The following is a 26,720-nucleotide window of genomic DNA, read 5'->3' as shown; positions in this document are numbered from 1 at the left end:
TACCAAGTACCGAGTACCGAGTACCGAGTACCAGACGTCAAAAAAAACGCCAAGGAGACTACGCAATGCATAGCTGGAAAACCGGATGGCGCGCATGGGCCGGCGCCGCCGTCTTCGCCTGTTCGCAACTGGCCGCTGCCGCCTATCCCGACCGCCCCATCAAGCTGGTGGTGCCCTACACGCCGGGCGGCTCCACCGACCAGTTCGGGCGCGGGCTGGCCGATGGCATGAGCCGCGTGCTCAAGCAGACAGTGGTGGTGGAGAACCGCCCTGGCGCCGCCACCATGATCGGCACGCAAAGCGTGGCGCGCGCACCCGCCGATGGCTACACCATGGTGCTGGCCACCAACGGCAGCATGGTGCTCAACCCGATGCTCTACAAGAAGATCGCCTACGATCCGCCGCGCGATTTCCGGATCTTCACCGTTGGCGCCGAGGTGCCGCTGGTGGTGGTGACCAACAGCCAGGTGCCGGCCACCAATATCCGTGAGTTCGCAGCCTACGCCAAGGCCAGCGGCGGCAAGCTCAACTACGCCTCGGTCGGCCTGGGCAACGCGCTGCAGCTCGCTACCGAAATGCTCAAGACCGAACTCGGGATCTCGGTCACCCATGTGCCGTACAACGGCAGCGCGCCGGCGCTCTCGGCGCTGCTCGCCAACGATGTGCAACTGATGGTGGATGTGGTCAGCACCTCGCTGCCCCACATCAAGGGTGGCAAGCTGCGCGCGCTGGCGGTGACCGGCCGCACCCGGCTGGAAGTGCTGCCCAACGTGCCGACCGTGGCCGAAAGCGGCTATCCCAACTTCCAGGCCGCAACCTGGTTCGGGCTCGCCGTGCCGGCGCAGACACCGCCGGACGTGGTGGAAAAGCTGCAGGCCGCGGCCGCGCAGGTCCTCAAGGATCCGCATTTCCGGGCGACCTTCAGCGCACTGGGACTGGTGATCCAGACGCCGCGCACCCAGGCCGAGATTGACCGCTATGTAGAGGCGGATCGCGAGCATTGGGGCAAGGTCATCCGCGCCAACAACATCAGCCTGGACTGAGCCAGGGGCCTCTGGCGCGCACTTTGTGCGCGGCACGCCTGGCGGCGATCGGCGTATAGTTCCATCACGCCGTGATGAATCCGGCCCTCGGGCTTGTCACGGCGTTTCTTCGCCCACGCCTGCCGCTCCATGAACGACATCACGCCAAATCGCAGCCAAGAGCCCGAGCCGTCCGATCCTGACGACGCTTCCGGGCGGGCCTCCGACCACAACCGGCTGCGCGCGCTGCGCCGCCGCGCCCGCATGGCAGCGGGCCGCAAGTCGCGCCAGATGTGGCGTATCTCCCGCACCACGCTGCGCTACGCCGTCTTCATGTGCGGCGCCGGCTGCGTGGCGCTGTTCTCCCTGATCTTCGCCTGGATTGCCGAGGTGGCCTTGCGCTGGAACGCGCACCTGACAGCGGCCACGCCCTGGCTGGCCTTTGTGCTGCTGCCGTTCGGGCTGGCCGCGCTGCGCTGGCTCACCATCCGCCTGGCGCCGCAGGCGCGCGGCAGCGGCATCCCGCAGGTGCTCGCCGCATTCGGCCTGCCCCCAGCGGGGCCGGCGCAGACCCTGCTGGTGTCGTTTCGCCAGTCCATGTGGAAAGTGCTGCTGACCACTGGCGGGCTGCTGGCGGGCGCCTCCATTGGCCGTGAAGGACCATCGGTGCAGGTTGGCGCCGCGGCCATGCTCGCCTGGGGGCGCTGGTGCCAGGAGAAGCTGCGCTTTCGCATCGGCTTTCATCCCAACGCGCTGATTGCCGCCGGCGCTGCCGGCGGCCTGGCCGCCGCCTTCAATACACCGCTGGCGGGCGTGGTGTTCGCCATCGAGGAGCTTGGCCGCGGCACTGCCGTGCGCTGGGACCGGCTGGTGCTGTCAGGCGTGCTGACCGCAGGCTTTCTCTCGCTGGCGATCCTTGGCAACAATCCCTATTTCAGTGTCAAGACGCCGATCCTCGCGCTGCATGATGCCTGGGGGCCGGTACTGCTGTGCGCCCTGGTCAACGGCGCGCTGGGCGGCCTGTTTGCCAAGTTGCTGATCGGCGGCGTGCCCGCGCTGATGCCGGCCCGGCTGCGCGCCTGGCCGTCGCAGCATCCCGTGCAGGTGGCGTTCGTGTGCGGCCTGCTGGCCGCGGCGATTGGCTGGTCGACCGGGGGCGCCACCTTTGGCACCGGCTACGAGCAGGCCGCCGGCCTGATCAACGGCGAGCCGCACGCCACGCTATGGTTCGGCCTGGCCAAGCTGGCGGCGACCGTGGTTTCGTATTTCGCCGGCATTCCCGGTGGCATCTTTACGCCATCGCTGGCCATCGGTGCCGGCATCGGCGCCAATGTGGCGGATTGGGTCGGCCACCTCTTCGGCGGCATGGCCGAGCCACGCGTGCTGGCGCTGGTGTCGATGGCCGCCTTCCTGGCCGCCGCCACCCAGGCGCCCATCACCGCCAGCGTGATCGTGATGGAGATGACGCGCTCGCAAGACCTCACCTTGTTCCTGCTCGCCTCGTCGCTGCTGGCTTCGTTCCTCGCACGCCAGTTTTGCCCGCACCCGTTCTATCACCACGTGGGCCATGCTTTCCGGCGCGAGGCGCTTGCCGCTACGCGGAAAGTGGCCCCCACCACATAAGCAGAGGCGGTGGCCATGGTGCCCGGTGCCGCTTTGTCTTACCATGGGCGGCGCCCGGGCCATGCACCTGGCGCTGTGTACCGGCGGCACATGAGGATCCGCGCCGGCACGACGAACCGGGGAGCACAGATGGCCACAAAACGACCGCCGGGCAGTAACGGCGCATCACGCCCGCAGCCGCAGAGCCCACGCAAGCCGCAGGGCAAGGAAAGCACTGCGTTGCGCGACCTCGGACCGGACACCGTCTGGCACACGCGTGGCCTGCATGGCCATACCCGCCAGCGCGCGCCGCTACCGTCGTCGGCGCGCTCGCCGCGGCGGCAGTTGCCGCCCAGCCGGGTGCCGCGCCTGCTGCTGTGGGGCTTGTTGCTGATGGTGCTGGCGGTGCTGGCCAGCGCGGTGATGAATATGACGCATTAACCCCCGGCAGTGTGCCTGCATGCCATCTTGTGGCGGGCGGCAGGAACCACGCGCGCAGGGGGCGCTCCAATCCGGAGCTTATCTCAGGAGTCTGGATGAAATACCCCCTTGCCGGGCTGGCCGTTGCCAGCCTGCTGCTGGTTTCACCTTGGGCCGGCGCCGCCCCCAAGGATGGCGTCGCCGACAAACTGGCGCCAATGCTGGGTACCCTGGAGATCGGCAGCCCGCTGCCCACGCTGCCCGATTGCGCCGACAAGCGCACCCCCGACGGACGCGACGTGACCGCCCTGTGCGTTGAAGTGCGTGGCGACGGCGTGATGCGCCAGGTTGGCGTGCCGCGCGACAAGCGGCCCGCCTTCATGGACGGACCCCATGTGGTGGCCTTTGTCGACGGTAATGCGCTGGTTGGCGTGATTGTGCCGATCGATGGCGTGCGCTCCGAGAAAGACGCGGTGGACAGCCTCACCGCGCGCTATGGCAAGCCCTTTCGCTCCGAGCAGGTGAAGATGAAGGACAAGGCCGGCCAGCCCGTCACCAGTGCGCACGCCGGCTGGATGAAAAAGCCGCTGACCGTCGAGCTATACGCCATTCCGGAGGATCCCAATACCGGCACCATCGAACTGCTGCTGCCCCAGGCCCGCGTGCTGATGGCCAACCAGGACAACGCGATGGCGCAACAGCTCAACCCCAAGGCGGCGTCCGCCCCGCAAGCGGCGCCCAGCGGCAAGGGCGCGGAGAAGAAGGGCAAGGACGGCAGCTGGTAGCGTTTGCGGCTTTGCGGCGCTCCACGCGCCGCAAAGGCCCTCAAAGCCCTTCCATCACCTTGTCCAGCCCGCGCACCAGCCCGGTCAAGGCATGCACCTTGCGGATCGCCAGCAGCGCGCCCGAGACATAGGGCTTGGAGCCGTCGCCGGACTCATGCTTCAGGTGCAGGCGCTGCCCGTCGGCGCCAAAGATCACCTCCACGCCCAACTGATAGCCCGGCAGGCGCACGGCGTGCACCTGGCTGCCGGACATCGTTGCGCCACGCGTCTCCTTCGGGCCCTTGACCTGGTCGATGGGCACCGCCTGCCTGGGCTCGCGGACCTGTCCCAGCCGATACGCCAGCTCGCGCACGGTGCCGGAGGGCACGTCGATCTTGCCGGCCTTGGCGTAGTCGATGATCTCCCAGTGCTCCAGGTGGCGCGCGGCCATCTCGGCGAACTTCTGCAGCAGCACCACGGTGATGGCAAAGTTGCCGCAGGCCAGCACGCCGCGCCCGGCCTGGCGCGCGGCGGCATCGATCTCGGCATAGTCCTCGTCGGATAGCCCGGAGGTGCCCACCACCACGTGCGCGCCCTTGGCCAGCGCTTGCAGGATGTTGCGCTTGGCAATGTCCGGCTTGGTGTACTCCACATAAACGTCGAAGGTGCCTTGCGCCAGCTCGTCGATGCTGGCCACCGCCACGCCCGGCGTGCCTTTGTGCGCGGTCAGCGCCGCCAGGGCCTGACCGGCCGCGCCGCGCGACAGCCCGGCCACCAGCGTCATGTCGTCCGCGTGCGCCACGCCCCGCGCCAGTTCGCCGCCGGCCCAGCCGGTCACGCCACCTACGGCGACTCGAATGCGATTGCTCATCGTCTTGCTCTCCTGATCTGGATGGTTTTCCGGGGTGGCCAACCGCACCGGGCTGGCTGCCAGGTTGTGCAGCATAAGCCTTTTGCGCGCGCGTCGCTGGCTCAGCCCGCGGCGCGGCGCCGGTCGATCTTGCGCGCCAGCACGATCGAGGTGGTGGTGTGGTTGACGCCATCCAGCGCGCCGATTTCGTCCAGCAGCCTGTCCAGGCGGGCATGGGTGTCGCAGCGGATCACCGCCATGTAGTCCACCGGGCCGCTGACCGAGTTCAGCTCCTCGATTTCGGGAAAGCGCTGCAGCGCCCGCACCACCGCGGGCGCGCTCTTGGGCATCACCGACATGCCGCAGAACGCCAGGATGGCGTTGTCTTCCATTTCCTTGCCCAGCCGCACGCCGTAGCCGGCGATCACGCCATCGCGCTCCAGCCGCGCAATGCGTGCCACCACGGTGGTGCGGGCAATGCCGAGCTTGCGCGCGAGATTGGCGGCATTCTCGCGCGCATTGGCCTGCAGCAGGGAGAGCAGGTGGCGGTCGGTCTGGTCGAGTTCGGTCATGGGCGGGCTAGGGCTGCGGGCGGGTCAAACGCCGGTGTTTCGTCGATTCGATCGTTGGCTTCGTCTAATCGTTCGATTGTGAGGCCTTTTCGTCAATCTTGTTCCTTCATTCTGCCTGTGCCCGCAACCATACTTCAGCTATGGGCTTGCTCCGCTGAATCACTTCCATGAGGGACATCATGACCTGCATTACGCCAACCGGCCATCTGGACCAAACTGGACAGAACACCCAAGCCAGGCAGACGCCGATGCGCGTGGTCGTGCTGGGCGCGGGCAAGATCGGCCGCACCATCGCCGTCATGCTGCATGACAGCGGCGACTACCGCGTGACCCTGGTCGACCGCGAGCCCACCCATCTCGAGGGTGTGCCGCAGGGCATCGCCGTGCGCGTCGGCAACCCGGACCAGACCGAGGATTGCGCCCGGCTGCTCGGCGGCGCGCAGGCCGTGCTCAATGCACTGCCATTCCATGCCGCGGTCGGCGTGGCCACGGTAGCGGCCAGCCTTGGCGTGCATTACTTCGACCTGACCGAAGACGTCGCCGCCACCCATGCCATCCGGCGCCTGGCCGAGGGCGCGCGCTCCGTGCTGATGCCGCAATGCGGGCTGGCGCCCGGCTTTATCGGCGTGGTCGGCAATGACCTCGCCCAGCGCTTCCTGCGCGGCGGCGGCGAACTGCTCGACCTGAAGATGCGCGTTGGCGCGCTGCCGCGCTACCCGAGCAATGCGCTCAAGTACAACCTGACCTGGAGCACCGAAGGCCTGATCAACGAATACTGCAACCCGTGCGAGGCCATCGTCGACGGCCGCCGCGTGGAAGTGCCGGCGCTGGAAGGGTTGGAGAGCTTTGCGCTGGACGGCATCGAGTACGAAGCCTTTAATACGTCAGGAGGGCTTGGCACCTTGCCCGAGACGCTGGCGGGCCGGGCGCGCGACGTGGACTACAAGTCGATCCGCTATCCGGGCCACTGCGCGGTGATGAAGCTGCTGCTCAACGACCTGCGCCTGCGCGAGCGCCGCGACTGGATGCGCGAGATCTTCGAGAGCGCGATCCCCGCCACGCAGCAGGACGTGGTGATCGTGTTCGCCAACGCCACTGGCTATGCCGCCAGCGGTGGCAAAGGCAGGCGCGGGCCGCTGACACAGGCGTCGTTCTCGGCGCGCATTGGTGGCGCGGATACGATTGCCGGCCATGTCAACGCGATCCAGCTCACCACGGCGGCCGGCATCTGCACCGCGCTGGACCTGGTTGCCAATGGCGAGTTGCCGCAGGCCGGCTTCGTTGCGCAAGAGGCGATGCCGCTGGACGTTTTCCTGGCCAACCGTTTTGGCCGACACTACACCCGTCATCCGCTTCAAGAGGCAACGGTATGAAAGCAAAGGAATTCGCGGCCTGCTGGCAGGCCATCGGGCTGACGCCGCCGTGGCGCGATGGCGAAGGCCCCACCGGCGCCTTGCCGGTGCGCTCGCCGATCGACGGCGAGGCATTCGGGCACCTGCCCGCCTGCAGCCTCGCCGAGGCCGATGCGCGCATCGAACGCGCCCGCGTGGTGCAAGCCAGCTGGGCGCTGGTGCCCGCGCCAGTGCGCGGCGAGGTGGTGCGGCGCTTTGGCGAGATGCTGCGCGAACACAAGAAGCATCTCGGAGAGCTGGTTTCGCTGGAGGCCGGCAAGATCCTGCAGGAAGGGCTAGGCGAGGTGCAGGAGATGATCGACATCTGCGACTTCGCCGTCGGCCTGTCGCGCCAGTTGCATGGCCTTACCATCGCCTCGGAGCGGCCCCAGCATGCGATGCGCGAGACCTGGCATCCCTATGGCCTGTGCGGCGTGATCTCGGCCTTCAACTTTCCCGTGGCGGTCTGGGCCTGGAATGCGGCGCTGGCGCTGGTGTGCGGCAATGGCGTGATCTGGAAGCCGTCGGAGAAAACGCCCCTCACCGCGCTGGCCATGCAGAGCTTGCTTGACGGCGTGCTGGAGATTGCCGCGCCCCAGCACGTTGGCATCGCCACCGTGCTCTCTGGCGGCCCGGCACTGGGCCAGCATCTGGTGGAACACGCCGCCGTGCGGCTGGTGAGCGCCACCGGCTCCACCCGCATGGGCCGCGCCGTGGGCATCGCTTGCGCCGAGCGGTTCAAGCGCGCCATCCTGGAACTCGGTGGCAACAACGCTGCGATCATCGCGCCCTCGGCGGATCTCGAACTCGCCGTGCGCGCCATGACTTTCTCGGCGGCGGGCACGGCCGGGCAGCGCTGCACGTCGCTGCGCCGCGCCTTCGTGCATGTCGACGTGCTGGAGGCCGTTACCACGCGCCTGATCCAGGTGTTCGGCCGCCTGCCGGTGGGCGATCCGCTGGCCGAGACAACGCTGGTCGGTCCGCTGATCGATGGCGCCGCCGGCGCCGCCATGGCCGCTGCGCTGCTGCGCTGCCGCGAGCATGGCAACACGGTGCACGGCGGCGAGCGCGTGCTGGCCGAAAAGTACCCCAATGCCGAGTACGTGCGGCCCGCGCTGGTGCTGACCGATCGTCAGCACGAGATGATGCTGAGCGAAACCTTCGCGCCGATTCTCTACGTGATGCCGTACACCACGCTGGACGAAGCCATTGCGCTGAACAATGCGTCGGAACATGGCTTGTCGTCCTGCATCTTCACCGAGTCGCTGCGCGAGGCGGAACGCTTCATGTCGGCAAGCGGCAGCGATTGCGGCATTGCCAATGTGAATATCGGCACCAGCGGGGCGGAGATTGGCGGTGCGTTCGGGGGGGAGAAGGCGACTGGCGGCGGGCGTGAATCCGGCTCGGACGCCTGGAAGGGGTATATGCGGCGCGCTACCAATACCGTGAACTATGGGGATACGCTGCCGTTGGCGCAGGGGGTGCGGTTTGAGGTTTGAGGTCTGAGGTTTGATATCTGAGGCCTGCGGCCCGCGGTCTTTACGTTCATCCAAACGTTGCGATTCGTAACAAGGGTTACAGCAGGTTGACCCTGTATTACTAAACCGCCCCGTATAACGTTCTTATGGCTAAACCAAGGCTAAACAAGCCACAAGGACGATGAGATGAGAACGTTGATGATGGGGCTCGCGATGGTTGGCGCCGCCATGCTTGGCGGTTGTGCGGTCTACCCGGCTTATCCCGGCTATGGCTATGGGGGCGGCGAGGTCGCAGTGGCGCCGGCGCCGGTCTACGCTGCGCCGCCGGTGGTGGTGGCCCCTGGGTTTTACGGTGGCTACTATGGCTATCACGGCGGCTACTACGGCGGCCGCCGCTATCGCTACTGGCATTGAAGCGAGAGAGGTAGCACGGGATAGAACGCGGTAAACGCGTGTGCCAGCGCGTGTGTCAGGCCTGGCCGTTGAGCCCGGCCCAGCTCGGCGCCAGCGTCTGCGGCACGTCGATCAGGTCCAGCACGCGGCCAACCGTATGGTCGACCAGTTCCGCCACGCTCTGCGGCTTCTGGTAGAAGCCGGGGACCGGGGGAAAGATGATGCCGCCCATCTCGGTGACGGCGGTCATATTGCGCAGGTGCGCGAGGTTCAACGGCGTTTCGCGCACCATCAGCACCAGCTTGCGGCGCTCCTTGAGCGTGACATCCGCGGCGCGGGTAATGAGATTGTCGGACAGGCCATGCGCCACGGCCGCGAGCGTGCGCATGGAGCAGGGCGCCACCACCATCGCATGGGCGGCAAACGAGCCGCTGGCAATGGTGGCGCCGATATCGCGCACGTTGTGGACCACCTGCGCAAAGGCTTCCACCTCGGCCTTGCTGATGTCGAGTTCGTGCTGCAGGTTCATCACGCCCGCCGCCGAGATCAGCAGATGGGCCTCCACGCCAGGCGCAGCGCCCAGTATCTGTACCAGGCGTACGCCGTAGACCGCGCCGGTGGCGCCGGTGATCGCGACGACGATGCGCCGCGGCTTGCCTTCACCCACTGCACCCGCCGCTGCACCCGCTGCGGTCATGTCGCGCTCAGGCCTTCAGCAGCGATTGCAGTTCGCCATTCTGGTACATCTCCATCATGATGTCCGAGCCGCCGACGAACTCGCCGTTCACGTAGAGCTGCGGAATGGTCGGCCAGTTGGCGTAGGTCTTGATGCCTTGGCGGATGCCGTCGTCTTCCAGCACATTGACCGTGGTCGGTGCGTCGACGCCGCAGGCCTTCAGGATCTGGATGGCACGGCCGGAGAAGCCGCACATCGGGAACTGGGCGGTGCCCTTCATGAACAGGACCACCGGGCTGCCCTTGACGATCTGGTCGATCTTTTGCTGCACGTCACTCATGATGTCTCTTTTCAGTTGCTCGCGGTGCAGGCACTGGCCGGCACCGCTATCGGGAAATCGGAAAGGGCGCGCGTGATGCGTGCGCCTTGATGCAATCAAGTATTTGATTTTACCGGAATCGGCTGCCGGCTTCAGGCGGCCGCCCCGGCCTGTGCTGGCAGGCGAGCCGCGCTGCAGCGTTCATGGCCTGCCAGGTCGCGCGCGGTAAAGATCTCGGCCATGCCGGCGGCGGCCAGCAGGTCGCGGGCAGCCTGGCCCTGGTCGTAGCCGTGCTCCATCAGCAGCCAGCCGCCCGCATGCAGGCGCGCGGCGGCCCCGGCCACGATTGCCGCCAGGTCCGACAAGCCATCGCCATGATCGGTCAGCGCATCGATCGGCTCGAAGCGCAGGTCGCCCTGGGCCAGGTGCGGGTCCGCGGCCGCGATATAAGGCGGATTGCTCACGATCAGGTCGAAGCGCAGGCCAGCGGGCAGCGCGGCGTACCAGTCGGAGGCCAGAAAGCGCACGTTGCCGGCGCCCAGCGCGCGCGCGTTGTCTTGCGCCACCTGTAGCGCGCCCGGCGAGATATCGGTCGCCCAGACCTCGGTGTCGGGCCGTTCGCAGGCCAGCGTGACGGCCAGCGCGCCGGAGCCGGTGCCCATGTCGAGCACCCGGGGCGCAGCCAGTGGCGCCAGCAGCTTCAAGGCCGCTTCCACGGCGATTTCGGTGTCCGGGCGCGGAATCAGCACATCCGGGGTCACGCGGAAGGCGCGCCCGAAGAATTCACGCTCACCCAGCAAGTAGGCCACGGGCTCGCCGCCCAGGCGGCGCCCGAGCAAGGCGGCCACGCTGTCGCGCTGGGCCGGGGCAAGCGTTTCGTCGTCGCGTGTGATCAGCTGGGTGCGGGTGAGCCCGGTGACATGGCTGATCAGCAGGCGCGCCTCCAGCGCGGGCAAGCCGGCTGCCGCAGCCGCGGCCAGGGCGTCGCGTACCGTGGCCGTCTCAGGCAATGAGACCGGCGTGGCGGCATCGGGGCTGGGGGAGGTGGCGGTGGACGTGATGCTGGGCATGGAGAGAGCAAAAAAACAAAACCCCGTCGGGAGGTGCCCTGACGGGGTTTGCAGTGTAACGCGCTTGCCTGGGCGGCGGTGCCTGGGCGCGATGCGCCAGCCTCTTGCCGCCGTGGCGCGCGGATTACTTGTTGACGGCGTCCTTGGCCTTGTCAGCGCTGGCGTTGACAGCATCCTTGGCGGCGTCCTTAGCCTTTTCCATGGCATTGCCGGCATCGACCTTGGCCTTTTCGGCGGCAGCGGAAACATCGGAAGCCGCGCTGCTGGCAGCGGCCTTGGCAGCATCGGCGGCATTGCTGGCGGCGGATGCGGCGTCGCTGGCGGCGGCCTTGGCGGATTCAGCGGCGCTTTGCATGGCGCTGTCGGCGCTCGGCGTGGCGGGGGCTTCTTCCTTCTTGCTGCAGGCAGCCATGGCGGCGGTGATCATCAACAGCGCGAGCAATTTCTTCATGATTTCGTCCTTTTTTCCGTTTTCGAGTGGCGACACGCCGACCTCTGTATGGCGGCTCAGTCGAAATCGATTATAGACAGCGAAAAATGGCACGCCAGTGCTGTTGCAAGCATTTACAACAGATACAAAGGTTTTCGTTCAGAAATCGCGATTTATGCAGTGCGATCAAAAAATCTGCCTTAATGACCGGTAATTCGTCGCAATAACCTGCTAATGCCAAGCGATTATTGCCCTTCGCCCAGCGCCGCCAGCTGGTCCGCCTGATGTTCCGCGGACAAGGCGGACAGGAGCTCGTCGAGATCGCCGTCCATGATCATGTCGATCTTGTACAGCGTCAGGTTGATGCGGTGATCCGTCACGCGCCCCTGCGGGAAATTGTAGGTGCGGATACGGTCACTTCTGTCGCCGGTGCCGATCAGGTTGCGCCGGGTGCTGGCTTCTTTCGCCTGGGCCGCGCGCAGCTTCGCGTCCATCAGCCGGGCCGCCAGGACCTTCATGGCCTTGTCCTTGTTGCGGTGCTGGCTGCGGTCGTCCTGGCACTCGACCACGATGCCGGTGGGCAGGTGGGTCAGGCGCACGGCCGAGTCGGTCTTGTTCACGTGCTGGCCACCGGCGCCGGAGGCGCGGAAGGTATCCACACGCAGGTCCGACGGATTGATTTCCACCTCGGTCACCTCATCGGCCTCGGGCATGACTGCCACCGTACAGGCCGACGTGTGGATGCGTCCCTGGGCCTCGGTGGCTGGCACACGCTGCACGCGATGGCCGCCGGATTCGAACTTCAGCCGGGAAAAGGCCGCATCCCCGGCGATGCGGATGATGACTTCCTTGTAGCCGCCCAGGTCGGACGGCGATTCGCTCATCACCTCTACCTGCCAGCGCTGGCGTTCGGCGTAGCGTGTGTACATCCGCAGCAAATTGGCGGCGAACAGCGCGCTTTCCTCGCCGCCGGCACCGGCGCGGATTTCCAGCAGCAGGTTGCGGTCGTCGTTGGGATCCTTGGGCAGCAGCAGTTTCTGCAGGCTGCCTTCCAGCGTTTCCAGCCGCTCGCGGGCCGCGGTGATCTCATCGGCCGCGAACTCCTTCATCTCGGGATCGTCCAGCAGCGCTTGCGCGGTGGACAGGTCCTCCTGTGCCTGGCAGTACTGCGCATATTGCTCGGCCACCGGCGTCAGTTCGGCGTGTTCGCGCGTGAGCTTGCGGTACTGGTCGATCTTGGCGGTGGCATCTTCGCGCGCAAGCAGGGCGTTGACTTCGTCGAGTCGCTCGGACAATTGGTCGAGCTTGGCAAGCATGCTGGCTTTCATGGGGGTCCGAAGAGGCGCGGTGAAACGGGTGGAGATGGATGTTGCTGCTGGGATGCGTGCGGGCCTATGGCCTGAGGCAACGCAAAGCTGGCCGCGCGCAGGACACGCACGGCCGAGGCGAGCGCGGCTAGCGCTCGGAGTGGCTGCTGTGGCGGAACAAGCCCGGCACCAGGCGCAGCAAGGTCTCGCGGTCGTCGCCCTGGGTGTGGTTCAGGGCGTGGGTCGGGCCGTGCAGGAATTTGCGGGTGAGCGCGCCGGACAGGGCTTCGAGCACGGCTTGCGGGTCGTCGCCGCGCGCCAGCATGCGGCGCGCGCGCTCCAGCTCGGCCTGGCGCATGGCCTCGCCCTGCTCCTGCAGTTCGCGGATGACAGGCACCACGCTGCGGGTTTCCAGCCAGTGCATGAAATTCTGCACGCGGCTTTCGATGATGGCTTCCGCCTGGGCCACGGCGGCCTGGCGCATGGCATTGCCCTCGCGCACGATGGCGCCGAGGTCGTCCACGGTGTACAGGAAGACGTCGTCCAGGCGCGCGACTTCGGGCTCCACGTCGCGCGGCACGGCCAGGTCCACCATCATGATGGGGCGGTGGCGGCGCAGCTTGACCGCGCGTTCTACCGCGCCCAGCCCGATGATGGGCAGGGAGCTGGCGGTGCACGACACCACGATGTCGAACTCATGCAGGCGCGCGCCCAGCTCCGACAGGCGGATGGCCTCGGTGGTCAGGCCCTGGCCGGCGAGCTGCTCGGCCAGCCGCTCGCCACGCTCCACGGTGCGGTTGGCCACCACGATCTGGCGCGGCGTTTGCGCCGCGAAGTGCGTGGCGCACAGCTCGATCATCTCGCCCGCGCCGATGAACAGCACGCGCTGGGTCGAGACGCTTTCAAAAATCCGCTGGGCCAGGCGCACCGCGGCAGCGGCCATGGATACCGAGTGCGCGCCGATCTCGGTCTGGCCGCGGACTTCCTTGGCCACCGCGAACGTGCGCTGGAACAACTGGTTCAGGTAGGTGCCCAGCGCGCCGGCTTCACCGGCGGTGCGCACGGCATCCTTCAACTGGCCCAGGATCTGGGTTTCGCCCAGTACCATCGAGTCCAGCCCGCTGGCCACGCGGAAGGCATGGCGCACGGCTTCGGACTGCGGCAACGAGTACAGGTGGGGCGCGAGTTCACCGGCCGGCACGTTATGGTGCTGCGCCAGCCAACGCAGCGTGTGCTCGAAGCCTTCCGAACCCGACAGCAGCACATCGGTGGCGCAATAGATCTCGGTGCGGTTGCAAGTGGAGAGGATGGCGGCTTCGGTGCCATTTTTGCCGGCCAGGTGGGTGCGCAAGGCGCCCAGGGCGGGTTTGATCTGCTCAAGCGGAAACGCCACTCGCTCGCGCAGCGAGACGGGCGCCGTGGTGTGATTGATACCGATCGCGAGCAGTTGCATGGTGGGGAGCATGTCTCTCTGGCCGGGCTCCGGGCGGCGGCTTTGCAGGCTGCAGCGCGGGAGTCAGGTGCAATCCGGGCATGAATTCAAGCGCGGATTCCGGCGCAAAGCGCCGCCGAACCGGGCTACATTATAGCGCCCGGCGCGGATCTTGCCGGAGCGCGGTCGGGTTTACCGTATGGTTGCGGCCACGCGCGGCGACTGGCGGGACTCCCCGGGGAGCGCGCCATATTCAGGAATTTGGGAGAAAGTGATGTTGGGTACGCTGGTGGTGGGGGTGCTGGCTGGGCTGGCGGCGCGGTGGCTGCACCCCGTGGGCCGGGTCAGCCTGCTTGCGGCGGTGGTGTTCGGCGCACTGGGCGCGCTGGCCGCGTTTTACGGCGGCCGTGGGCTGCACTGGTTTGTCGACGGGCAGATGGCGGGCTGGTTCGCGGCCATCCTGGGCGCGGCCGTGCTGGTTGGCGTCGGGGGCGTGGCCAGGGGGCGGTGAGACCGGCTCAATGCCTCTCAACCTCGAATTTACGCCGAACCAGGCTTCAGGCAGGTTACCCGCGCTGCTCCAGAAACCGCCTCAAGACCCCGCTCGAATAATGGCTGGCCACGTCGGTCAGGAACGCCGCAAAATCCACGTGCGCGGTATCGTCGGCCCGATCCGACAGCGTGCGCATGACCGCATGCCGCACGCCATACTCATGGCAAACCTGCGCCACCGCGGCGCCTTCCATTTCCACCGCCAGCACGCCGGGCAAGCGCTCGCGCAGTTCGGCCGCGGCGGCGGGTGAGCCGATGAACTGGTCGCCGCTGGCGATCATCCCCACATGCAGCCTGGGCGCGCTGACCCCGAAACGCGCCAGCACGCCGGCCGGGACGGAGGCCGGCAGATCATCCCGCAGGTAGCCTGCCACGGCCTCGCGCAGCGCGGCGGTCAGCCCCGGGTCGGTGGGGAATTCAGCGCGATCCAGCAGCGGCACCTCATGCCGGGCAAAAAAAGGCCGCGCGTCCAGGTCGTGCTGCAGCGTGCGGTCCGCCACCACCACGTCACCGACCCGCGTCTCGGCCCCGATGCCGCCGGCCAGGCCGGTGAAGACGATCTCATCCACGCCGAACTCGCGCACCAGGGTGACCGTGGTGGCTGCCGCCGCCACCTTGCCCATGCGCGCGAGCACCAGCACGCAGCGCTGGCCGTAGAGATGGCCAACGTGATAGTCGCGCATGCCGATCGTGCGCACGGTGGCGCGGGCATCATCGTGGCGCATGGCGGCGATCAGGCCGTCGACTTCATCGTGGATGGCGGCGAGGATACCAAGGGTCATGGCGAGGCGTGGCTGGGTTGGAGAAACGCACAGCATACCGGGCCGGGGCAAGGCGGCAAAGCAGCGCTGTTGCATGCTCCCGCTCACGCCAGGAAAGCTGCGCAAATGGCGGCGCCTTTGCTACAGTGCGCTGGCGTATCCATCACATGGGGCATCGATGCAGGCAACCACAACGCAGGGCTTTCAAGACCGGCGGGCAGCGCGCCAGGCGCTGGCAGACTGGCGTGAGCAGGGCGTGCTCGCCGCCGACGGCGTGGCCGCCGGCTGGCCAGGGACCGAGCCCGACGCGGCGCAGTGGCGGACCTGGCTCGATCGCACGTTGCTGATGCTGGGCGCCGCGCTGCTTTGCGCTGGCGTGATCGTGTTCTTCGCCTTCAACTGGCAGGACCTGCACAAGTTTGCCAAGTTTGGCCTGCTGGCCGGCGCGCTGACGCTGCTGGCGGGATTCGCCTGGCTGCGCCCGCCCGCTGACATGCCGGGGCTGGCGGCGCTCTGCGGCGCCCAGGTGGTGGCCGGCGTGCTGCTGGCCGTGATCGGACAGGTCTACCAGACCGGCGCTGACGCGTGGCAGCTGTTCGCCCTGTGGGCACTGCTGGCGATCCCGTGGGCGCTGGCCGCGCGCGCGGCGCCGCACTGGTGGGTGGTGATCGTGCTGGCCAATGTGGCGCTGCTGCGGTACCTCAGCGTGCGCCTTGGCGTGGGCGGCATGTTCGACCTGCTGTTTGGGGCAACTGGCGAACGGGCCACCACGCTCTGGTTGCTGGTGGCCACGCTGGTGCAACTGGTGCTGTGGTTCGCGCTGCGCGCAGTGGCGCCGGCCTACGGCTTTCGCGGGCTGGCCGGCGCGCGCATCCTTGCCACGCTGGCGTGCGCCTACGCCGGCTGGCTCGGCCTCGCCAGCATCCTGCACAACCGCGTCGACCCCGCCATGTTCGGCGTGGCCATGCTCACGCTGGGCGGGCTGCTTGCGTGGTTCCGGCTGCGGGCATTCGATGTGGTGGCGCTCAGCCTGGCCAGCTTCTCGGTCATCGTGCTGCTGGTGACCGGGGTTGCCCGGCTGCTGCTGGAGGGCAGCCGGGACGCGTTCGGCGCCTTCCTGATCCTCGGGCTGCTGACCATTGGCCTGTCCGCCGCGGCGGCGGCCTGGCTGCTGCGCGCCTATCGACACCACGGGCAAGACCAAAGCGGCGCGCCCAACGGAGAGCCAGCATGACCAGCGACCGTCAAGTAGTACAAGGGTTGTGGCAGGACCTGGCCGCGCGCGGCTTGGTGCAAGGGCAGCCGCAAGCCGCACAAGGGCGCACGCCATGGGCCGTGAGGCTGCTGATGGGCCTCGCGGGCTGGCTCGGTGCGGTGTTCTTCCTCGCCTTCCTGCTCGGCTCGGTCTTTGTGGCCGCGCGCGACAATGCCACGGCAATGGCGCTGTGCGGCGCCGCCATGATCGCACTGGCCGCGGTGCTGTACCGGCGCCGCGCGGGCGCCACCGCGCTCGAGCAGTTCGCGCTGGCCGTCAGCCTCAGCGGCCAGGGCCTGCTCGTGTATGGCGCGAGCCAGGCCTACGGCGGTAGCCGCCTGCTCGAATCGGCCGCCTTCTGGGGCGCGCTCGCGCTGCTGGAGGCCGTGCTCTATGTGCTGGTCAGCAACCGGCTCCATCGCTTCCTGGCCGCGCTGGGCCTATGGACCGGCGTGGCCCTGGCGCTCCACCTGGCCATGGCGCCCGGCCTGCGCCACGTCTGGCAAGCCATGAGCTTCTCGCTAGGCTGGCTCGCGCCCTTCGCCATGACGCTGCTCGCCGGCTTCGTGCTGGCGGAGCGGCGGCTCTGCGCCGCCGGTCTGCACAACTGGATCGAGCCGGCCGCGGATGCCACGCTGCTGTTCGCACTGGGCGCGGCCTTGATGGTGACCGGCCTCAGCCAGCCTCAGGCACTGCTGTTCGATGCCGACACCGGGCGCCACGCCGGCAACTACTGGATGGCCGGCGCGCTGTTTGGCGCTGTGCTCGCCGCGTTTGTCCTCGCCGAAGCAGGCCGGCTGCAGCTAAGCCCGGCGGTGCGGGGCACCGCGCTTGCCGGCGCGGTGCTGTTTGGTGCCTTGCTCGCCGGCGCGCCAGCGGTAGTCGCCGCCGCCCTTGCGCTCGGCCTGGCGCTGCGCCGCGGCTCGCTGCCCTGGCTGGGCCTGGCCGTCGCCGCGCTCGGCAGCGGCTTCATCTGGTACTACAGCGCGTTGCACTGGACGCTGCTGATCAAGTCCGCCACGCTCGCCGGCGCCGGCATCGCCGTGCTGATGCTGCGCATGGCGCTGCGTCGCGATGGCGCAAGGAGACAAGCATGAAACGCTGGATATTGTTGGCATGGGTGCTCACGCTCGGGCTGGCCGCTTTCGCCATCGCCGGCAAGGAACGGCTGCTGGCGCATGGCGACACCGTCTACCTGCGCCTGGCGCCAGTCGATCCGCGCTCGCTCATGCAAGGCGACTACATGGCGCTGAACTTCGCCATCGCCGAGTCCATCCGCCAGGCAGGCAAGCTGCAAGGCATCGAGCCCGCCCGCGAGCAAGTTGCCGTGATCCACCGCGATGCACGTGGCGAGGCTAGCTTCGTGCGTCTGCACACGGGCGCGGCACTGGCCGCCGGCGAGCAACTGCTGCGCTTTCAGAACGTGCCGGCCCGCTGGGGCGGCATGCAGGCGCAGGTGTCCACTGATGCGTACTTCTTCCAGGAAGGGCAGGGGGCGCGGTTCGAGAAGGCGCGCTATGGCGAGTTTCGCGTGGGGCCGGATGGGCAAGCGCTGCTGGTGGGGCTGCGGGGGGAGGATTTGGGGGCACTGTGAGAGGCGCACAGGCGATCGCTGCTCACGCCCCGGCCCGTCTCGGCGTCACCAGCGACACCACGAATGCCACGACGATATTCGTAACCAATGCAATCAAGCCGATGTAGACCGGATACGTGGCGCTGCCAATGTGCAAGGCAAACACCGGCTTGAGCCCCTGCGAAATCGCCATGCCCGTGCCCAGCGCGATGCCCGCCAGCCAGCCGAGAAACAGCCCGGGCGCGCTGAGCCGGCGCGTGTACAGCGAGAACACGATGGCCGGGAAAATCTGCAGGATCCACACGCCGCCGAGCAGCTGCAAATCGATGGCGTACTGCGTGGGCAGGAACACGATGAACAGCAGCGCGCCGAACTTCACCACGAGCGAAGCCATTTTCGCTGTCGACGCTTCCGCCTGCGGCGTGATGTCCGGCGCAACCAGCGGGCGCCACAGGTTGCGCGTGAACAGGTTCGCCGCGCCGATCGACATGATGGCAGCCGGCACCAGCGCACTGATTGCGATCGCCGCCGCGGCAAAGCCGACGAACCATGCAGGGAACAGAGCGCCGAACAGCGTTGGCACGACATCCGAGGCCGAGGTGACCTTCACCCCGGCCGCAATCGCCATGTAGCCGAGCAGTGCGATCAGGCCGAGCAGTAGCGTGTAGGCTGGCAGCAGCATGGCATTCTTGCGGATCGTTGTCGCAGATGAAGAAGACAACACCGCCGTCATCGTGTGCGGGTACATGAACGCGGCCAGCGCAGAGCCCAGCGCAAGCGACGCGTAGGCCGTGAACTGCGTCGGCTTGAGGATAATGCCCGTCGCGCCGCCCTTGGCCAGGAAAAACTGATCGGCAGCATCGAACACGTGCCCGTAGCCACCCAGCTTCGACGGGATCAGCCAGACCGCCGCGATCACCACGATATAGATCATGATGTCTTTCACGAACGCGATCATTGCCGGCGCGCGCAAGCCGCTCGCGTAGGTGTAGAGCGCCAGGATCACGAATGCGACGATCAACGGCATCTCGCCGGTCACACCAAGCCCCTTGATCACGACCTGCATGCCTACCAGTTGCAGCGCGATGTACGGCATCGTCGCAACAATGCCGGTCATCGCCACCGCGGCCGGAAGCCACTTGCCGCCATATTCGCCACGCACGTAGTCAGCTGCCGTGATGTGATTCTTTGCCTTCGCAATCGTCCACAGCTTCGGCATGACCGCGAAGACCAACGGATACACGATGATTGTGTACGGCAATGCGAAGAACCCGTACGCACCCACCGAGTAGACCAGTGCAGGCACGGCAATCACGGTGTAGGCCGTATAGAAATCGCCGCCAACGAGGAACCACGTGATCAGCGTGCCGAACTGGCGGCCACCGAGGCCCCATTCATGCAACTGCGTCAGGTCACCGCGCTTCCAGCGCGAGGCAAAGAACCCGATGACCGTGACGAGGACGAAGAAGAAGACGAAGACGGTCATCGCGACCGCGTTGACGGGAGGCGCGTCGCTCATTTGATGCCCCGGTACACGATGTAGATCAACAGCGACGTCAGCGGTACCCAGAGGAACTGATACCAGTAGAAAAACGGAAAGCCGGCGAAGGACGGCCGCGTGTCGTTATAGAAGGGCACCCACAGCAATGCGATGTACGGCAGCAGCAAGATGAGCCATAGCCATGAACGGCCGGCGGAGTTGGCAGGTTCCACGACATCCCCCTAACGGTCCATCACCGGGACCGGTCTCCTGACGCATAGCGGCCATCGCTGGCATGCCCTCGCCGGCATTGTTGTCGGGCTATGCGCCAACCATGCGTGCCCGCGCAGGTATTGGCCTTCGATGCAGTGCGTCGTGTGCCATTGCGCCTTGAGGGTGACTTCAGTCTAGGCCATCAATGCGGGGGTTTCACTTGGGTTTGGCGGGGAAATGTTTGGGAAGGCACGTCGCCATCTCCAGCGCATCAGCGATGGCCGGTTGCGGGATGGCCATGATGCTGCGTGCATTCATGCGGCGGCCATCGCCAATGTCTTCTCTTTGGTGCATTACGGCGCGGCGGCATTTGGCATGGGCCTTCTCGCCCGTTGAGTTCCAATTGCGCTGGACAGTTCTTATTTCAAATACGGCAGGAATCTCCCGCATGCCACCGCCTGATTCCGGGGCTGGCGGCCAGGACGGGGACCAGAGGATGCCACGCTCTGGTCTTGTACACCCAACGAGCGAAGGGTGTTGGACATGCCCCAGACAGTCGTTAACAAATTCGGTAGCCGGATCTCCGTGGCCGCTTCCGCGGATGCGGAGATTCATTGTTTCATGATGCGATTAACAGGAAGATTCTTAGTGAAGAAAGCGACCACAATTCCCCTGATCGGGGCGATGGCGCTGCTCGCCATGCTGGGCGGGTGCGCCACCGAAACGTCGACCGCGCTGCCGGTGCAGAAGGTGGAAAGCGCGAGCCGCCCCTACGCCGGCGTGCGGACCCCGATCGCGGTGGGCAAGTTCGACAACCGCTCGAGCTATATGCGCGGCGTGTTCTCCGACGGCATCGACAGGCTGGGCGGCCAGGCCAAGACCGTGCTGATCACGCATCTGCAGCAGACCAACCGCTTCAATGTGCTGGATCGGGACAACATGGAGGAGATCAAGCGCGAAGCCGCCATCAAGAGCCAGGCACAGCGCCTGAAGGGCGCCGATTTCGTCATCACTGGGGACGTGACCGAGTTCGGGCGCAAAGAAGTTGGCGACCAGCAGCTGTTCGGCATCCTGGGTCGTGGCAAGTCGCAAGTGGCCTACGCCAAGGTCGCGCTGAACGTGGTGAACATCACCACGTCGGAAGTCGTGTTCTCCGCCCAGGGCGCTGGCGAATACGCACTGTCGACCCGCGAAGTCGTTGGCTTTGGCGGCACGTCGAGCTACGACTCCACGCTCAACGGCAAGGTGCTGGACCTCGCGATGCGCGAGGCGGTGACGAACCTGGTCACCGGCATTGAAGGCGGTGCCTGGAAGCCGGGCAACCCCTGAGCATCGATTGTTGACGAGGAGAAGATGTGAATAAGTCGTATCAGCCATGGCGCCCGGCGGCGCTGGCTTTGTTGGGAAGCATCCTTCTGGCGGGGTGCGCAGCGCCAGCCAAGAACCTGTATCAGTGGGAAGGCTATCAGCCGCAGGTCTATCAGTATTTCAAGGGCGAATCCAAGGAAGCGCAGATCGAGTCGCTTGAGCGCGATATGCAGAAGATCACGGCCGCAGGCGGCACGCCGCCGCCGGGCTATCACGCGCACCTCGGGTTGCTGTACGCCGGCACCGGCAAGGACGACCAGATGGTCCAGGAATTCCAGACGGAGAAGACCCTGTTCCCTGAGTCGGCCACCTATGTCGATTTCCTGATGAAGAACGTCAAGCGCGGTGAGGAGAAGAAGTGAAGCCAATGTTCAAACGCCTCATCGCCGTTTCCGCGGTTGCGTTGCTGGCCGCTGGATGCGCAGCGCCCAAGCGGGTCAACTACGCCGCCTTCAAGGAGAGCCGTCCCCGCTCCATCGTCGTGCTGCCGCCGCTGAACGAATCGCCTGAAGTGCAGGCCACCTACAGCATGCTGTCGCAGGTCACCTATCCGCTGGCCGAGTCGGGATACTACGTGCTGCCGGTGACGCTGGTGGATGAAACGTTCAAGCAAAACGGCCTGACAACCGCCGGCGACATCCATGAAGTCCCGCCGGCAAAGCTGCAGGAAATCTTCGGCGCCGATGCGGCGCTGTACATCACCGTGTCGAAGTATGGCACTTCCTACATGGTGATCAGCAGCGCCACCGTCGTCACCGCGCGGGCCAAGCTGGTCGACCTGAAGACAGGCAAGACGCTGTGGACCGGTTCCGCTTCGGCCTCCAACGACGAAGGCGGCAACGCCTCCGGCGGCGGGCTGATCGGCGCGCTGGTGGCCGCAGCGGTCAAGCAGGTGATCAACAGTGTGACGGAAGCGGGGCACACGGTGGCTGGGGTCACGAGCCAGCGGCTGCTTTCGGCAGGGCGTCCGGGGAGTATCTTGTACGGGCCGCGCTCGCCTAAGTACGGGACGGATTGAGCTTGGGCGGGACGGGTGATGGATGAACGTGCGGCGTCCCTGCGCGAGCGAACGGCACGGGCCGTCTCCTGAAAACAAAAAGCCCCGCAGGCACATGCCTTGCGGGGCTTTTTCGTCGCCCGCCGAGTGGAGCCGGCGGGCAGTAGCTCAAGGTGATCAGACGTTGATCACACGTTGAACAAGAAGTTCATCACGTCGCCATCCTTCACCACATACTCCTTGCCTTCCGCGCGCATCTTGCCGGCTTCCTTCGCGCCCTGCTCACCCTTGTAGGTAATGAAGTCCTCATAGGCGATGGTCTGGGCGCGGATGAAGCCGCGTTCGAAGTCGGTGTGGATCACGCCGGCCGCTTGCGGAGCGGTGTCGCCCACGTGGATGGTCCAGGCGCGGACTTCCTTCACGCCGGCGGTGAAGTAGGTCTGCAGGCCGAGCAGGGTGAAGCCGGCGCGGATCACGCGATCCAGGCCGGGTTCTTCCATGCCGAGGTCGGCCAGGAACTCGGCCTTGTCCGCATCGTCGAGGTCGGCGATTTCGGCTTCGATGGCGGCGCAGACGGCCACGACCGGCGACTTGGTCTTGGCGGCGTGGGCGCGCACGGCGTCCAGGTGCGGGTTGTTCTCGAAGCCGTCTTCACGTACGTTGGCCACGTACATGGTGGGCTTGGCGGTGATCAGGCACAGCGGCTTGATGGCGGCCCATTCTTCATCGGACAGGTCGAGCGTGCGCACGGCCTTGGCCTCGTTGAGCACGGCCTGGGCTTTTTCCAGCACGGCCACCAGGCGCAGCGCTTCCTTGTCGCCGGCGCGGGCGGGCTTGATGTAGCGGGCGTGGGCTTTTTCGACGGTGGAGAGGTCGGCCAGCGCCAGTTCGGTGTTGATCACCTCGATGTCGGACAGCGGATCGACCCGGCCGGCGACGTGGATCACGTTCTCGTCTTCGAAGCAGCGCACCACGTGGGTGATGGCGTCGGTTTCGCGGATGTTGGCCAGGAACTGGTTGCCCAGGCCTTCACCCTTGGACGCGCCGGCCACCAGGCCGGCGATGTCGACGAATTCGACCACGGCCGGCAGGATGCGCTCGGGCTTGACGATCTCGGCCAGCTTGGCGAGCCTCGTATCCGGCACTTCCACCACGCCCACATTGGGCTCGATGGTGCAGAACGGATAGTTCTCGGCGGCGATGCCGGCCTTGGTCAGGGCGTTGAACAGCGTGGACTTGCCGACATTGGGCAGGCCGACGATGCCGCATTTGAGGCTCATGGTAAACCTTTAAAAATCAATGGGTTGCGGTTCACCCTGGGTGCGTCCGGCGCACTGGAATGGCGCGGCGGTGGGGACGCAGAGGGGAGGGTTCAGCACGAGACAACACAGCCAAAGCGGGGCGTTGCTCACCGGTTTTGTGCTGGAATGCCATCAGAAAGATGGCTATTGTAACCTCGCCGGACGCTGCGCTGAACCGGCTGGCCGCGCCTGCCGCCTGCTGCATTTGTGCGCCTCGCGGGCGTGCGCCCCTTCGCCGCAGGCGCCCGGGCGCCGCTTCATGCGCGCGAGGGCGCACCAAAGCCATCGTGCCGGGGTGGCTATAATCCACGCATGACTCGTCCATCTCCCTCCCGTTTCCAGGTTGCCGTGGTTGGCGGCGGCATCGTCGGCAAGGCTTGTGCGTTATTGCTGGCCCAGCAGGGCATGCAGGTGGCGCTGATCGCGCCGCGATTGCCTGCCGCTGCGGCCGCGCCGGATCCTGGCCAGTGGGACAGCCGTATCTACGCCTTCTCGGCGAGCTCGCAAGCCTTGCTGGAGCGGTTGCGCGTGTGGGAGGCGCTGGACCCGGCGCGGATGCAGCCGGTGTGCGACATGCGCGTGTTTGGCGACGCGAGCGCGGCGCAGGCGAATGCCTCGGCTGCCGGCGATCTCCATTTCTCGGCCTACGCGGCCACGGTCGCGCAACTGGCGTGGATCATCGAATCCGGCCATGTGGAGCGCGTGCTCGATACCGCGCTGCGCTTCCAGCACCAGGTGCACTGGCATGACGATACGGCTGCGGCGTTCGCGCGCGACCATGATGGCGTGACGCTGACCCTGGCTGGCGGCGACAAGGTGCGCGCGGCTTGCGTGGTGGGCGCGGATGGCGCGCGCTCGTGGGTGCGCGAGCAATGCCACATTCCGGTCACCAAGCGGCACTATCGCCAGCTTGGCGTCGTGGCGAATTTCGAATGCGAGCTGCCGCACCAGGACACTGCCTGGCAGTGGTTCCTGGGCACGCCGCCCAAGCTGATGGCGGACGAGGAGCCGGCCAACGGCGAGATCCTGGCGTTGCTACCGTTGCCGGGCCGGCGCGTGTCGATGGTGTGGTCGGCCGACGATGCCCATGCGAGTGAGCTGCTGGCGCTGTCGCCCGAGGCGTTGGCCGATACCGTGATGCAGGCTGCCAGCGGCGCCGTGGGACGCCAGTTTGGCGCGCTGCGCTGCATCACGCCCGCGCAGGGCTTCCCCCTGGTGCTGCAGCGCGCCGATCAGTTTGTGCAGCCGCACGTGGCGCTGGTGGGCGATGCCGCCCACGTGGTGCACCCCTTGGCGGGGCAGGGCATGAACCTCGGTTTGCGCGATGTGGCGGAACTTGGCCGCGTGATGGCCGCCAAAGAGTCTTTCCGAGCAGAAGGCGACTTGCGCTTGCTGCGCCGCTACGAGCGCGCGCGCGCCACCGATTTGTTGTCGCTGACGGCGGCTACCGATGGCCTGCATCGGCTGTTTTCCCTGCCTGGCGGCGTGGCGCGCACGGTGCGCAATGCCGGCATGCGGGTCGTGGGCGGCCAGTCGCTGCTCAAGCGTTTTCTTATCGGCCGCGCGCTGGGCTGAGCGCCCGACCCTTGAACCCTGAATCCCGAGCTCGCTCGCGCGAACCGAATCATCGAATTACTGGAGTCATCATGTTGCATTTTCTGCGCCGCCGTCCCGCCCTGTCCGCCACCATCGTTGGCGGCATTGCGGCTGCCGGTTTCGCGCTGCACGCCATGGCGGCGGGCGAGCCGGGCACCGACCGCATCAAGGAATCGGTGCAAAAGATGCTGGGCGGGCGCGCTGAAGTGAAGAGCGTGGCCAAGACTCCCGTGCCCGGCTTGTTCGAGGTCAACATCGGTGGCCAGGTGGTCTACACCGATGCCACCGGCCGCTACATCATCAACGGTGAGATGGTGGACTCCAAGACCGGCGCCAACCTGACCGAGGAGCGGCTGGCCGATATCAACCGCATCAAGTGGTCGGACCTGCCGCTGGCGCGCGCGATCAAGTGGAGCAAGGGCGATGGCAGCCGCCAGGTGGCGGTGTTCTCCGACCCCAACTGCGGTTACTGCAAGCGCATCGAGCAGACGTTCCAGCAGATGGACAACATCACGGTCTACACCTTCCTGTACCCGGTGCTGTCGCCGGATTCGTCGGTAAAGGCCAAGCAGGTGTGGTGCGCGGCCGACCGCACCAAGGCCTGGCGCGACTGGATGATCAGCCACGTGGCGCTGACCGGCAACGGCAGCTGCAAGACCCCTGTGGATGACAACCTGGCGCTCGGCCAGAGCCTGAACATCACCGGCACCCCGGCCGTGTTCTTCATGGACGGCACCCGCATTCCCGGCGCCGCCGACGCCGCCACGCTCGAGCGCAAGCTCACCAGCCTCAAGAAGTAATCACGTTGCGCCGGCGGCCTTCCCGGCGCTGCCGTGCCGGAGCCGGCCGGTTGTCTTTGCTTAAGAATCAAGAACCGGAAGGAGACTCCATGACGTTCCAGGCATTGCTGCTGACCCAGGCCGACGGCGCGACCCAGGCCGCCGTTACCGCGCTCGACGAATCCAGCCTGCCCGCCGAGGGCGATGTGCTGGTGGCCATCGACTACTCCACCATCAATTTCAAGGACGGGCTGGCCATTACCGGCCGCTCGCCGGTGGTGCGCAAGTGGCCGATGGTGGCGGGCATCGACGGCGCCGGCACGGTGCTGGAATCCGCCCATGCACGCTGGAAGGCCGGCGACAAGGTCGTGCTCAACGGCTATGGCGTGGGCGAGACGCATTGGGGGTGCCTGGCCCAGCGCGCCCGCCTCAAGGGCGACTGGCTGGTGGCGCTGCCGTCTGCCTTCACCACGCAGCAGGCCATGGCCATCGGCACGGCCGGCTACACCGCCATGCTGTCGGTGCTGGCGCTGGAGCGCGCTGGCATCAAGCCGGGCGATGGCGAGGTGCTGGTGACCGGCGCCTCGGGCGGCGTGGGCTCGGTCGCCATTGCCGTCCTGTCGAAGCTGGGCTATCGCGTGGTGGCCTCCACCGGCAAGACGGCCGAAGCGGATTTCCTCAAGGCACTGGGCGCGGCCGAGGTGATTGACCGGACGGAGCTGGGCAAGCCCGGTAAGCCGATGCAGAAGGAGCGCTGGGCTGCGGTGGTGGATTCGGTTGGCTCGCACACGCTGGTCAATGCATGCGCGCAGGTGCGCTACGGCGGCGCGGTCACCGCGTGCGGGCTGGCGCAAGGGCTGGATTTCCCGGCTTCGGTGGCGCCCTTCATCTTGCGTGGCATCACGCTCTACGGCATCGATAGTGTGATGGCCCCGATGGCCTTGCGCGAGCGGGCCTGGCAGCGGCTGTCGCAGGACCTGGAGCCGGATCGCCTGCGCGCGATCACCCGCGAGATCGGCTTGTCGGAGGCGATCGAGGCCGGGCGCAAGATTGTCGACGGTGGCATGCGCGGCCGCGTGGTGGTGAACGTCAACGCCTGAGCCGGCGCGTAGTCCGGGG

Annotated in this window: 30 protein-coding genes; 17 read left to right on the top strand and 13 right to left on the bottom strand. The window is 66.8% G+C overall.

Translation table 11 applies throughout. From position 1 onward, the window contains the following. Positions 1 to 65 precede the first annotated feature (65 nt). The 4 genes from F7R26_RS18425 to F7R26_RS18410 all read left to right on the top strand — a co-directional run bounded on the left by F7R26_RS18425 (position 66) and on the right by F7R26_RS18410 (position 3,829). Positions 66 to 1,043, top strand: coding sequence for a Bug family tripartite tricarboxylate transporter substrate binding protein (locus F7R26_RS18425; protein ID WP_150985677.1), 978 nt, complete (start codon positions 66 to 68; stop codon positions 1,041 to 1,043). Between the two features lie 129 nt (positions 1,044 to 1,172). Further along, positions 1,173 to 2,645, top strand: coding sequence for a chloride channel protein (locus tag F7R26_RS18420; protein ID WP_150985676.1), 1,473 nt, complete (start codon positions 1,173 to 1,175; stop codon positions 2,643 to 2,645). Between the two features lie 129 nt (positions 2,646 to 2,774). Beyond that, on the top strand, positions 2,775 to 3,065 hold the full coding sequence (locus F7R26_RS18415) for a hypothetical protein (RefSeq protein ID WP_150985675.1): 291 nt from the start codon (positions 2,775 to 2,777) through the stop codon (positions 3,063 to 3,065). Between the two features lie 95 nt (positions 3,066 to 3,160). Next, positions 3,161 to 3,829 carry a hypothetical protein gene (locus F7R26_RS18410; RefSeq protein WP_150985674.1) on the top strand — a complete coding sequence of 223 codons (669 nt, stop codon included), beginning with the start codon at positions 3,161 to 3,163 and terminating at the stop codon, positions 3,827 to 3,829. Positions 3,830 to 3,869: 40 nt separating this feature from the next. Here F7R26_RS18410 and dapB read toward each other — a convergent pair whose 3' ends face one another. Both dapB and F7R26_RS18400 read right to left on the bottom strand, forming a co-directional pair. Further along, positions 3,870 to 4,679, bottom strand: coding sequence for a 4-hydroxy-tetrahydrodipicolinate reductase (gene dapB, locus F7R26_RS18405; protein ID WP_150985673.1), 810 nt, complete (start codon positions 4,677 to 4,679; stop codon positions 3,870 to 3,872). Positions 4,680 to 4,780: 101 nt separating this feature from the next. After that, positions 4,781 to 5,230: an Lrp/AsnC family transcriptional regulator gene (locus F7R26_RS18400; RefSeq protein WP_150985672.1), complete on the bottom strand. Its 450-nt coding sequence runs from the start codon at positions 5,228 to 5,230 to the stop codon at positions 4,781 to 4,783. 248 nt (positions 5,231 to 5,478) lie between these two features. Here F7R26_RS18400 and F7R26_RS18395 point away from each other — a divergent pair, with 248 nt between their 5' ends. From F7R26_RS18395 to F7R26_RS18385, 3 genes are all read left to right on the top strand, one after another. After that, positions 5,479 to 6,603: a saccharopine dehydrogenase family protein gene (locus F7R26_RS18395; protein WP_150985758.1), complete on the top strand. Its 1,125-nt coding sequence runs from the start codon at positions 5,479 to 5,481 to the stop codon at positions 6,601 to 6,603. Then, positions 6,600 to 8,120 carry an L-piperidine-6-carboxylate dehydrogenase gene (amaB, locus tag F7R26_RS18390; protein ID WP_150985671.1) on the top strand — a complete coding sequence of 507 codons (1,521 nt, stop codon included), beginning with the start codon at positions 6,600 to 6,602 and terminating at the stop codon, positions 8,118 to 8,120. The genes F7R26_RS18395 and amaB overlap by 4 nt, the downstream gene beginning before the upstream one ends. A gap of 165 nt (positions 8,121 to 8,285) precedes the next feature. Continuing rightward, positions 8,286 to 8,513 (top strand): hypothetical protein, encoded by a 228-nt coding sequence (locus F7R26_RS18385; RefSeq protein WP_241754360.1) that lies wholly within the window; start codon positions 8,286 to 8,288, stop codon positions 8,511 to 8,513. Between the two features lie 55 nt (positions 8,514 to 8,568). On the opposite strand, the gene F7R26_RS18380 is transcribed toward F7R26_RS18385, so the two are convergent. The 6 genes from F7R26_RS18380 to hemA form a co-directional block, all read right to left on the bottom strand. Further along, positions 8,569 to 9,189, bottom strand: a complete 621-nt coding sequence (locus F7R26_RS18380) for a UbiX family flavin prenyltransferase (RefSeq protein ID WP_150985670.1) — start codon at positions 9,187 to 9,189, stop codon at positions 8,569 to 8,571. Positions 9,190 to 9,196: 7 nt separating this feature from the next. Continuing rightward, on the bottom strand, positions 9,197 to 9,508 hold the full coding sequence (grxD, locus tag F7R26_RS18375) for a Grx4 family monothiol glutaredoxin (RefSeq protein WP_150985669.1): 312 nt from the start codon (positions 9,506 to 9,508) through the stop codon (positions 9,197 to 9,199). Between the two features lie 131 nt (positions 9,509 to 9,639). Continuing rightward, entirely contained in the window at positions 9,640 to 10,557 is a 918-nt protein-coding gene (prmC, locus tag F7R26_RS18370; protein ID WP_150985668.1) for a peptide chain release factor N(5)-glutamine methyltransferase, read from the bottom strand. Between the two features lie 124 nt (positions 10,558 to 10,681). After that, entirely contained in the window at positions 10,682 to 11,008 is a 327-nt protein-coding gene (locus F7R26_RS18365; RefSeq protein ID WP_150985667.1) for a hypothetical protein, read from the bottom strand. A gap of 224 nt (positions 11,009 to 11,232) precedes the next feature. Continuing rightward, on the bottom strand, positions 11,233 to 12,315 hold the full coding sequence (gene prfA, locus F7R26_RS18360) for a peptide chain release factor 1 (protein ID WP_150985666.1): 1,083 nt from the start codon (positions 12,313 to 12,315) through the stop codon (positions 11,233 to 11,235). A gap of 127 nt (positions 12,316 to 12,442) precedes the next feature. Further along, complete coding sequence (gene hemA, locus F7R26_RS18355) at positions 12,443 to 13,747, bottom strand: glutamyl-tRNA reductase (protein ID WP_150985756.1); 1,305 nt, start codon at positions 13,745 to 13,747, stop codon at positions 12,443 to 12,445. Positions 13,748 to 14,000: 253 nt separating this feature from the next. Between hemA and F7R26_RS18350 the strand changes: the two genes are divergently transcribed. Beyond that, entirely contained in the window at positions 14,001 to 14,237 is a 237-nt protein-coding gene (locus tag F7R26_RS18350) for a hypothetical protein (RefSeq protein WP_150985665.1), read from the top strand. A gap of 55 nt (positions 14,238 to 14,292) precedes the next feature. Here F7R26_RS18350 and F7R26_RS18345 read toward each other — a convergent pair whose 3' ends face one another. Continuing rightward, on the bottom strand, positions 14,293 to 15,060 hold the full coding sequence (locus F7R26_RS18345) for a 5'-methylthioadenosine/adenosylhomocysteine nucleosidase (protein WP_150985664.1): 768 nt from the start codon (positions 15,058 to 15,060) through the stop codon (positions 14,293 to 14,295). A gap of 157 nt (positions 15,061 to 15,217) precedes the next feature. Between F7R26_RS18345 and F7R26_RS18340 the strand changes: the two genes are divergently transcribed. From F7R26_RS18340 to F7R26_RS18330, 3 genes are read left to right on the top strand one after another with little or no spacing between them, the layout of a single operon-like run. Further along, positions 15,218 to 16,273, top strand: coding sequence for a DUF2157 domain-containing protein (locus tag F7R26_RS18340; RefSeq protein ID WP_150985663.1), 1,056 nt, complete (start codon positions 15,218 to 15,220; stop codon positions 16,271 to 16,273). Then, positions 16,270 to 17,391 (top strand): DUF4401 domain-containing protein, encoded by a 1,122-nt coding sequence (locus F7R26_RS18335; RefSeq protein WP_150985662.1) that lies wholly within the window; start codon positions 16,270 to 16,272, stop codon positions 17,389 to 17,391. The genes F7R26_RS18340 and F7R26_RS18335 overlap by 4 nt, the downstream gene beginning before the upstream one ends. After that, complete coding sequence (locus tag F7R26_RS18330) at positions 17,388 to 17,888, top strand: GDYXXLXY domain-containing protein (protein WP_150985661.1); 501 nt, start codon at positions 17,388 to 17,390, stop codon at positions 17,886 to 17,888. The genes F7R26_RS18335 and F7R26_RS18330 overlap by 4 nt, the downstream gene beginning before the upstream one ends. A 22-nt stretch (positions 17,889 to 17,910) precedes the next feature. On the opposite strand, the gene mctP is transcribed toward F7R26_RS18330, so the two are convergent. The 3 genes from mctP to F7R26_RS18315 form a co-directional block, all read right to left on the bottom strand. Next, a complete protein-coding gene (gene mctP, locus F7R26_RS18325) occupies positions 17,911 to 19,386 on the bottom strand; it encodes a monocarboxylate uptake permease MctP (protein ID WP_150985660.1) in 1,476 nt (491 codons plus the stop codon). Further along, entirely contained in the window at positions 19,383 to 19,580 is a 198-nt protein-coding gene (locus F7R26_RS18320) for a DUF3311 domain-containing protein (protein ID WP_150985659.1), read from the bottom strand. The genes mctP and F7R26_RS18320 overlap by 4 nt, the downstream gene beginning before the upstream one ends. 196 nt (positions 19,581 to 19,776) lie before the next feature. Then, positions 19,777 to 20,010 carry a hypothetical protein gene (locus F7R26_RS18315; RefSeq protein WP_150985658.1) on the bottom strand — a complete coding sequence of 78 codons (234 nt, stop codon included), beginning with the start codon at positions 20,008 to 20,010 and terminating at the stop codon, positions 19,777 to 19,779. A gap of 234 nt (positions 20,011 to 20,244) precedes the next feature. Here F7R26_RS18315 and F7R26_RS18310 point away from each other — a divergent pair, with 234 nt between their 5' ends. From F7R26_RS18310 to F7R26_RS18300, 3 genes are read left to right on the top strand one after another with little or no spacing between them, the layout of a single operon-like run. Then, positions 20,245 to 20,889: a CsgG/HfaB family protein gene (locus F7R26_RS18310; protein WP_301542585.1), complete on the top strand. Its 645-nt coding sequence runs from the start codon at positions 20,245 to 20,247 to the stop codon at positions 20,887 to 20,889. Positions 20,890 to 20,915: 26 nt separating this feature from the next. Further along, the gene (locus F7R26_RS18305; protein ID WP_150985657.1) at positions 20,916 to 21,290 is read left to right on the top strand and encodes a DUF4810 domain-containing protein; all 375 of its coding nucleotides are present in this window, start codon (positions 20,916 to 20,918) and stop codon (positions 21,288 to 21,290) included. Positions 21,291 to 21,295: 5 nt separating this feature from the next. Further along, a complete protein-coding gene (locus tag F7R26_RS18300) occupies positions 21,296 to 21,946 on the top strand; it encodes a DUF799 domain-containing protein (RefSeq protein ID WP_150985656.1) in 651 nt (216 codons plus the stop codon). Positions 21,947 to 22,113: 167 nt separating this feature from the next. On the opposite strand, the gene ychF is transcribed toward F7R26_RS18300, so the two are convergent. Continuing rightward, positions 22,114 to 23,205: a redox-regulated ATPase YchF gene (gene ychF / locus F7R26_RS18295; protein WP_150985655.1), complete on the bottom strand. Its 1,092-nt coding sequence runs from the start codon at positions 23,203 to 23,205 to the stop codon at positions 22,114 to 22,116. Between the two features lie 333 nt (positions 23,206 to 23,538). On the opposite strand from ychF, the gene F7R26_RS18290 reads away from it, so the two are divergent. From F7R26_RS18290 to acuI, 3 genes are all read left to right on the top strand, one after another. Further along, entirely contained in the window at positions 23,539 to 24,801 is a 1,263-nt protein-coding gene (locus tag F7R26_RS18290; RefSeq protein WP_150985654.1) for a UbiH/UbiF family hydroxylase, read from the top strand. Positions 24,802 to 24,872: 71 nt separating this feature from the next. Next, positions 24,873 to 25,622, top strand: a complete 750-nt coding sequence (locus F7R26_RS18285) for a DsbC family protein (RefSeq protein WP_150985653.1) — start codon at positions 24,873 to 24,875, stop codon at positions 25,620 to 25,622. 89 nt (positions 25,623 to 25,711) lie between these two features. Further along, on the top strand, positions 25,712 to 26,701 hold the full coding sequence (gene acuI, locus F7R26_RS18280) for an acrylyl-CoA reductase (NADPH) (RefSeq protein WP_150985652.1): 990 nt from the start codon (positions 25,712 to 25,714) through the stop codon (positions 26,699 to 26,701). The last annotated feature ends 19 nt before the right edge of the window (positions 26,702 to 26,720 follow it).

This window comes from Cupriavidus basilensis (assembly GCF_008801925.2).
GTDB classification, from domain to species: Bacteria; Pseudomonadota; Gammaproteobacteria; order Burkholderiales; family Burkholderiaceae; genus Cupriavidus; species Cupriavidus basilensis.
This window is presented reverse-complemented; position numbering and strand designations above follow the sequence as displayed.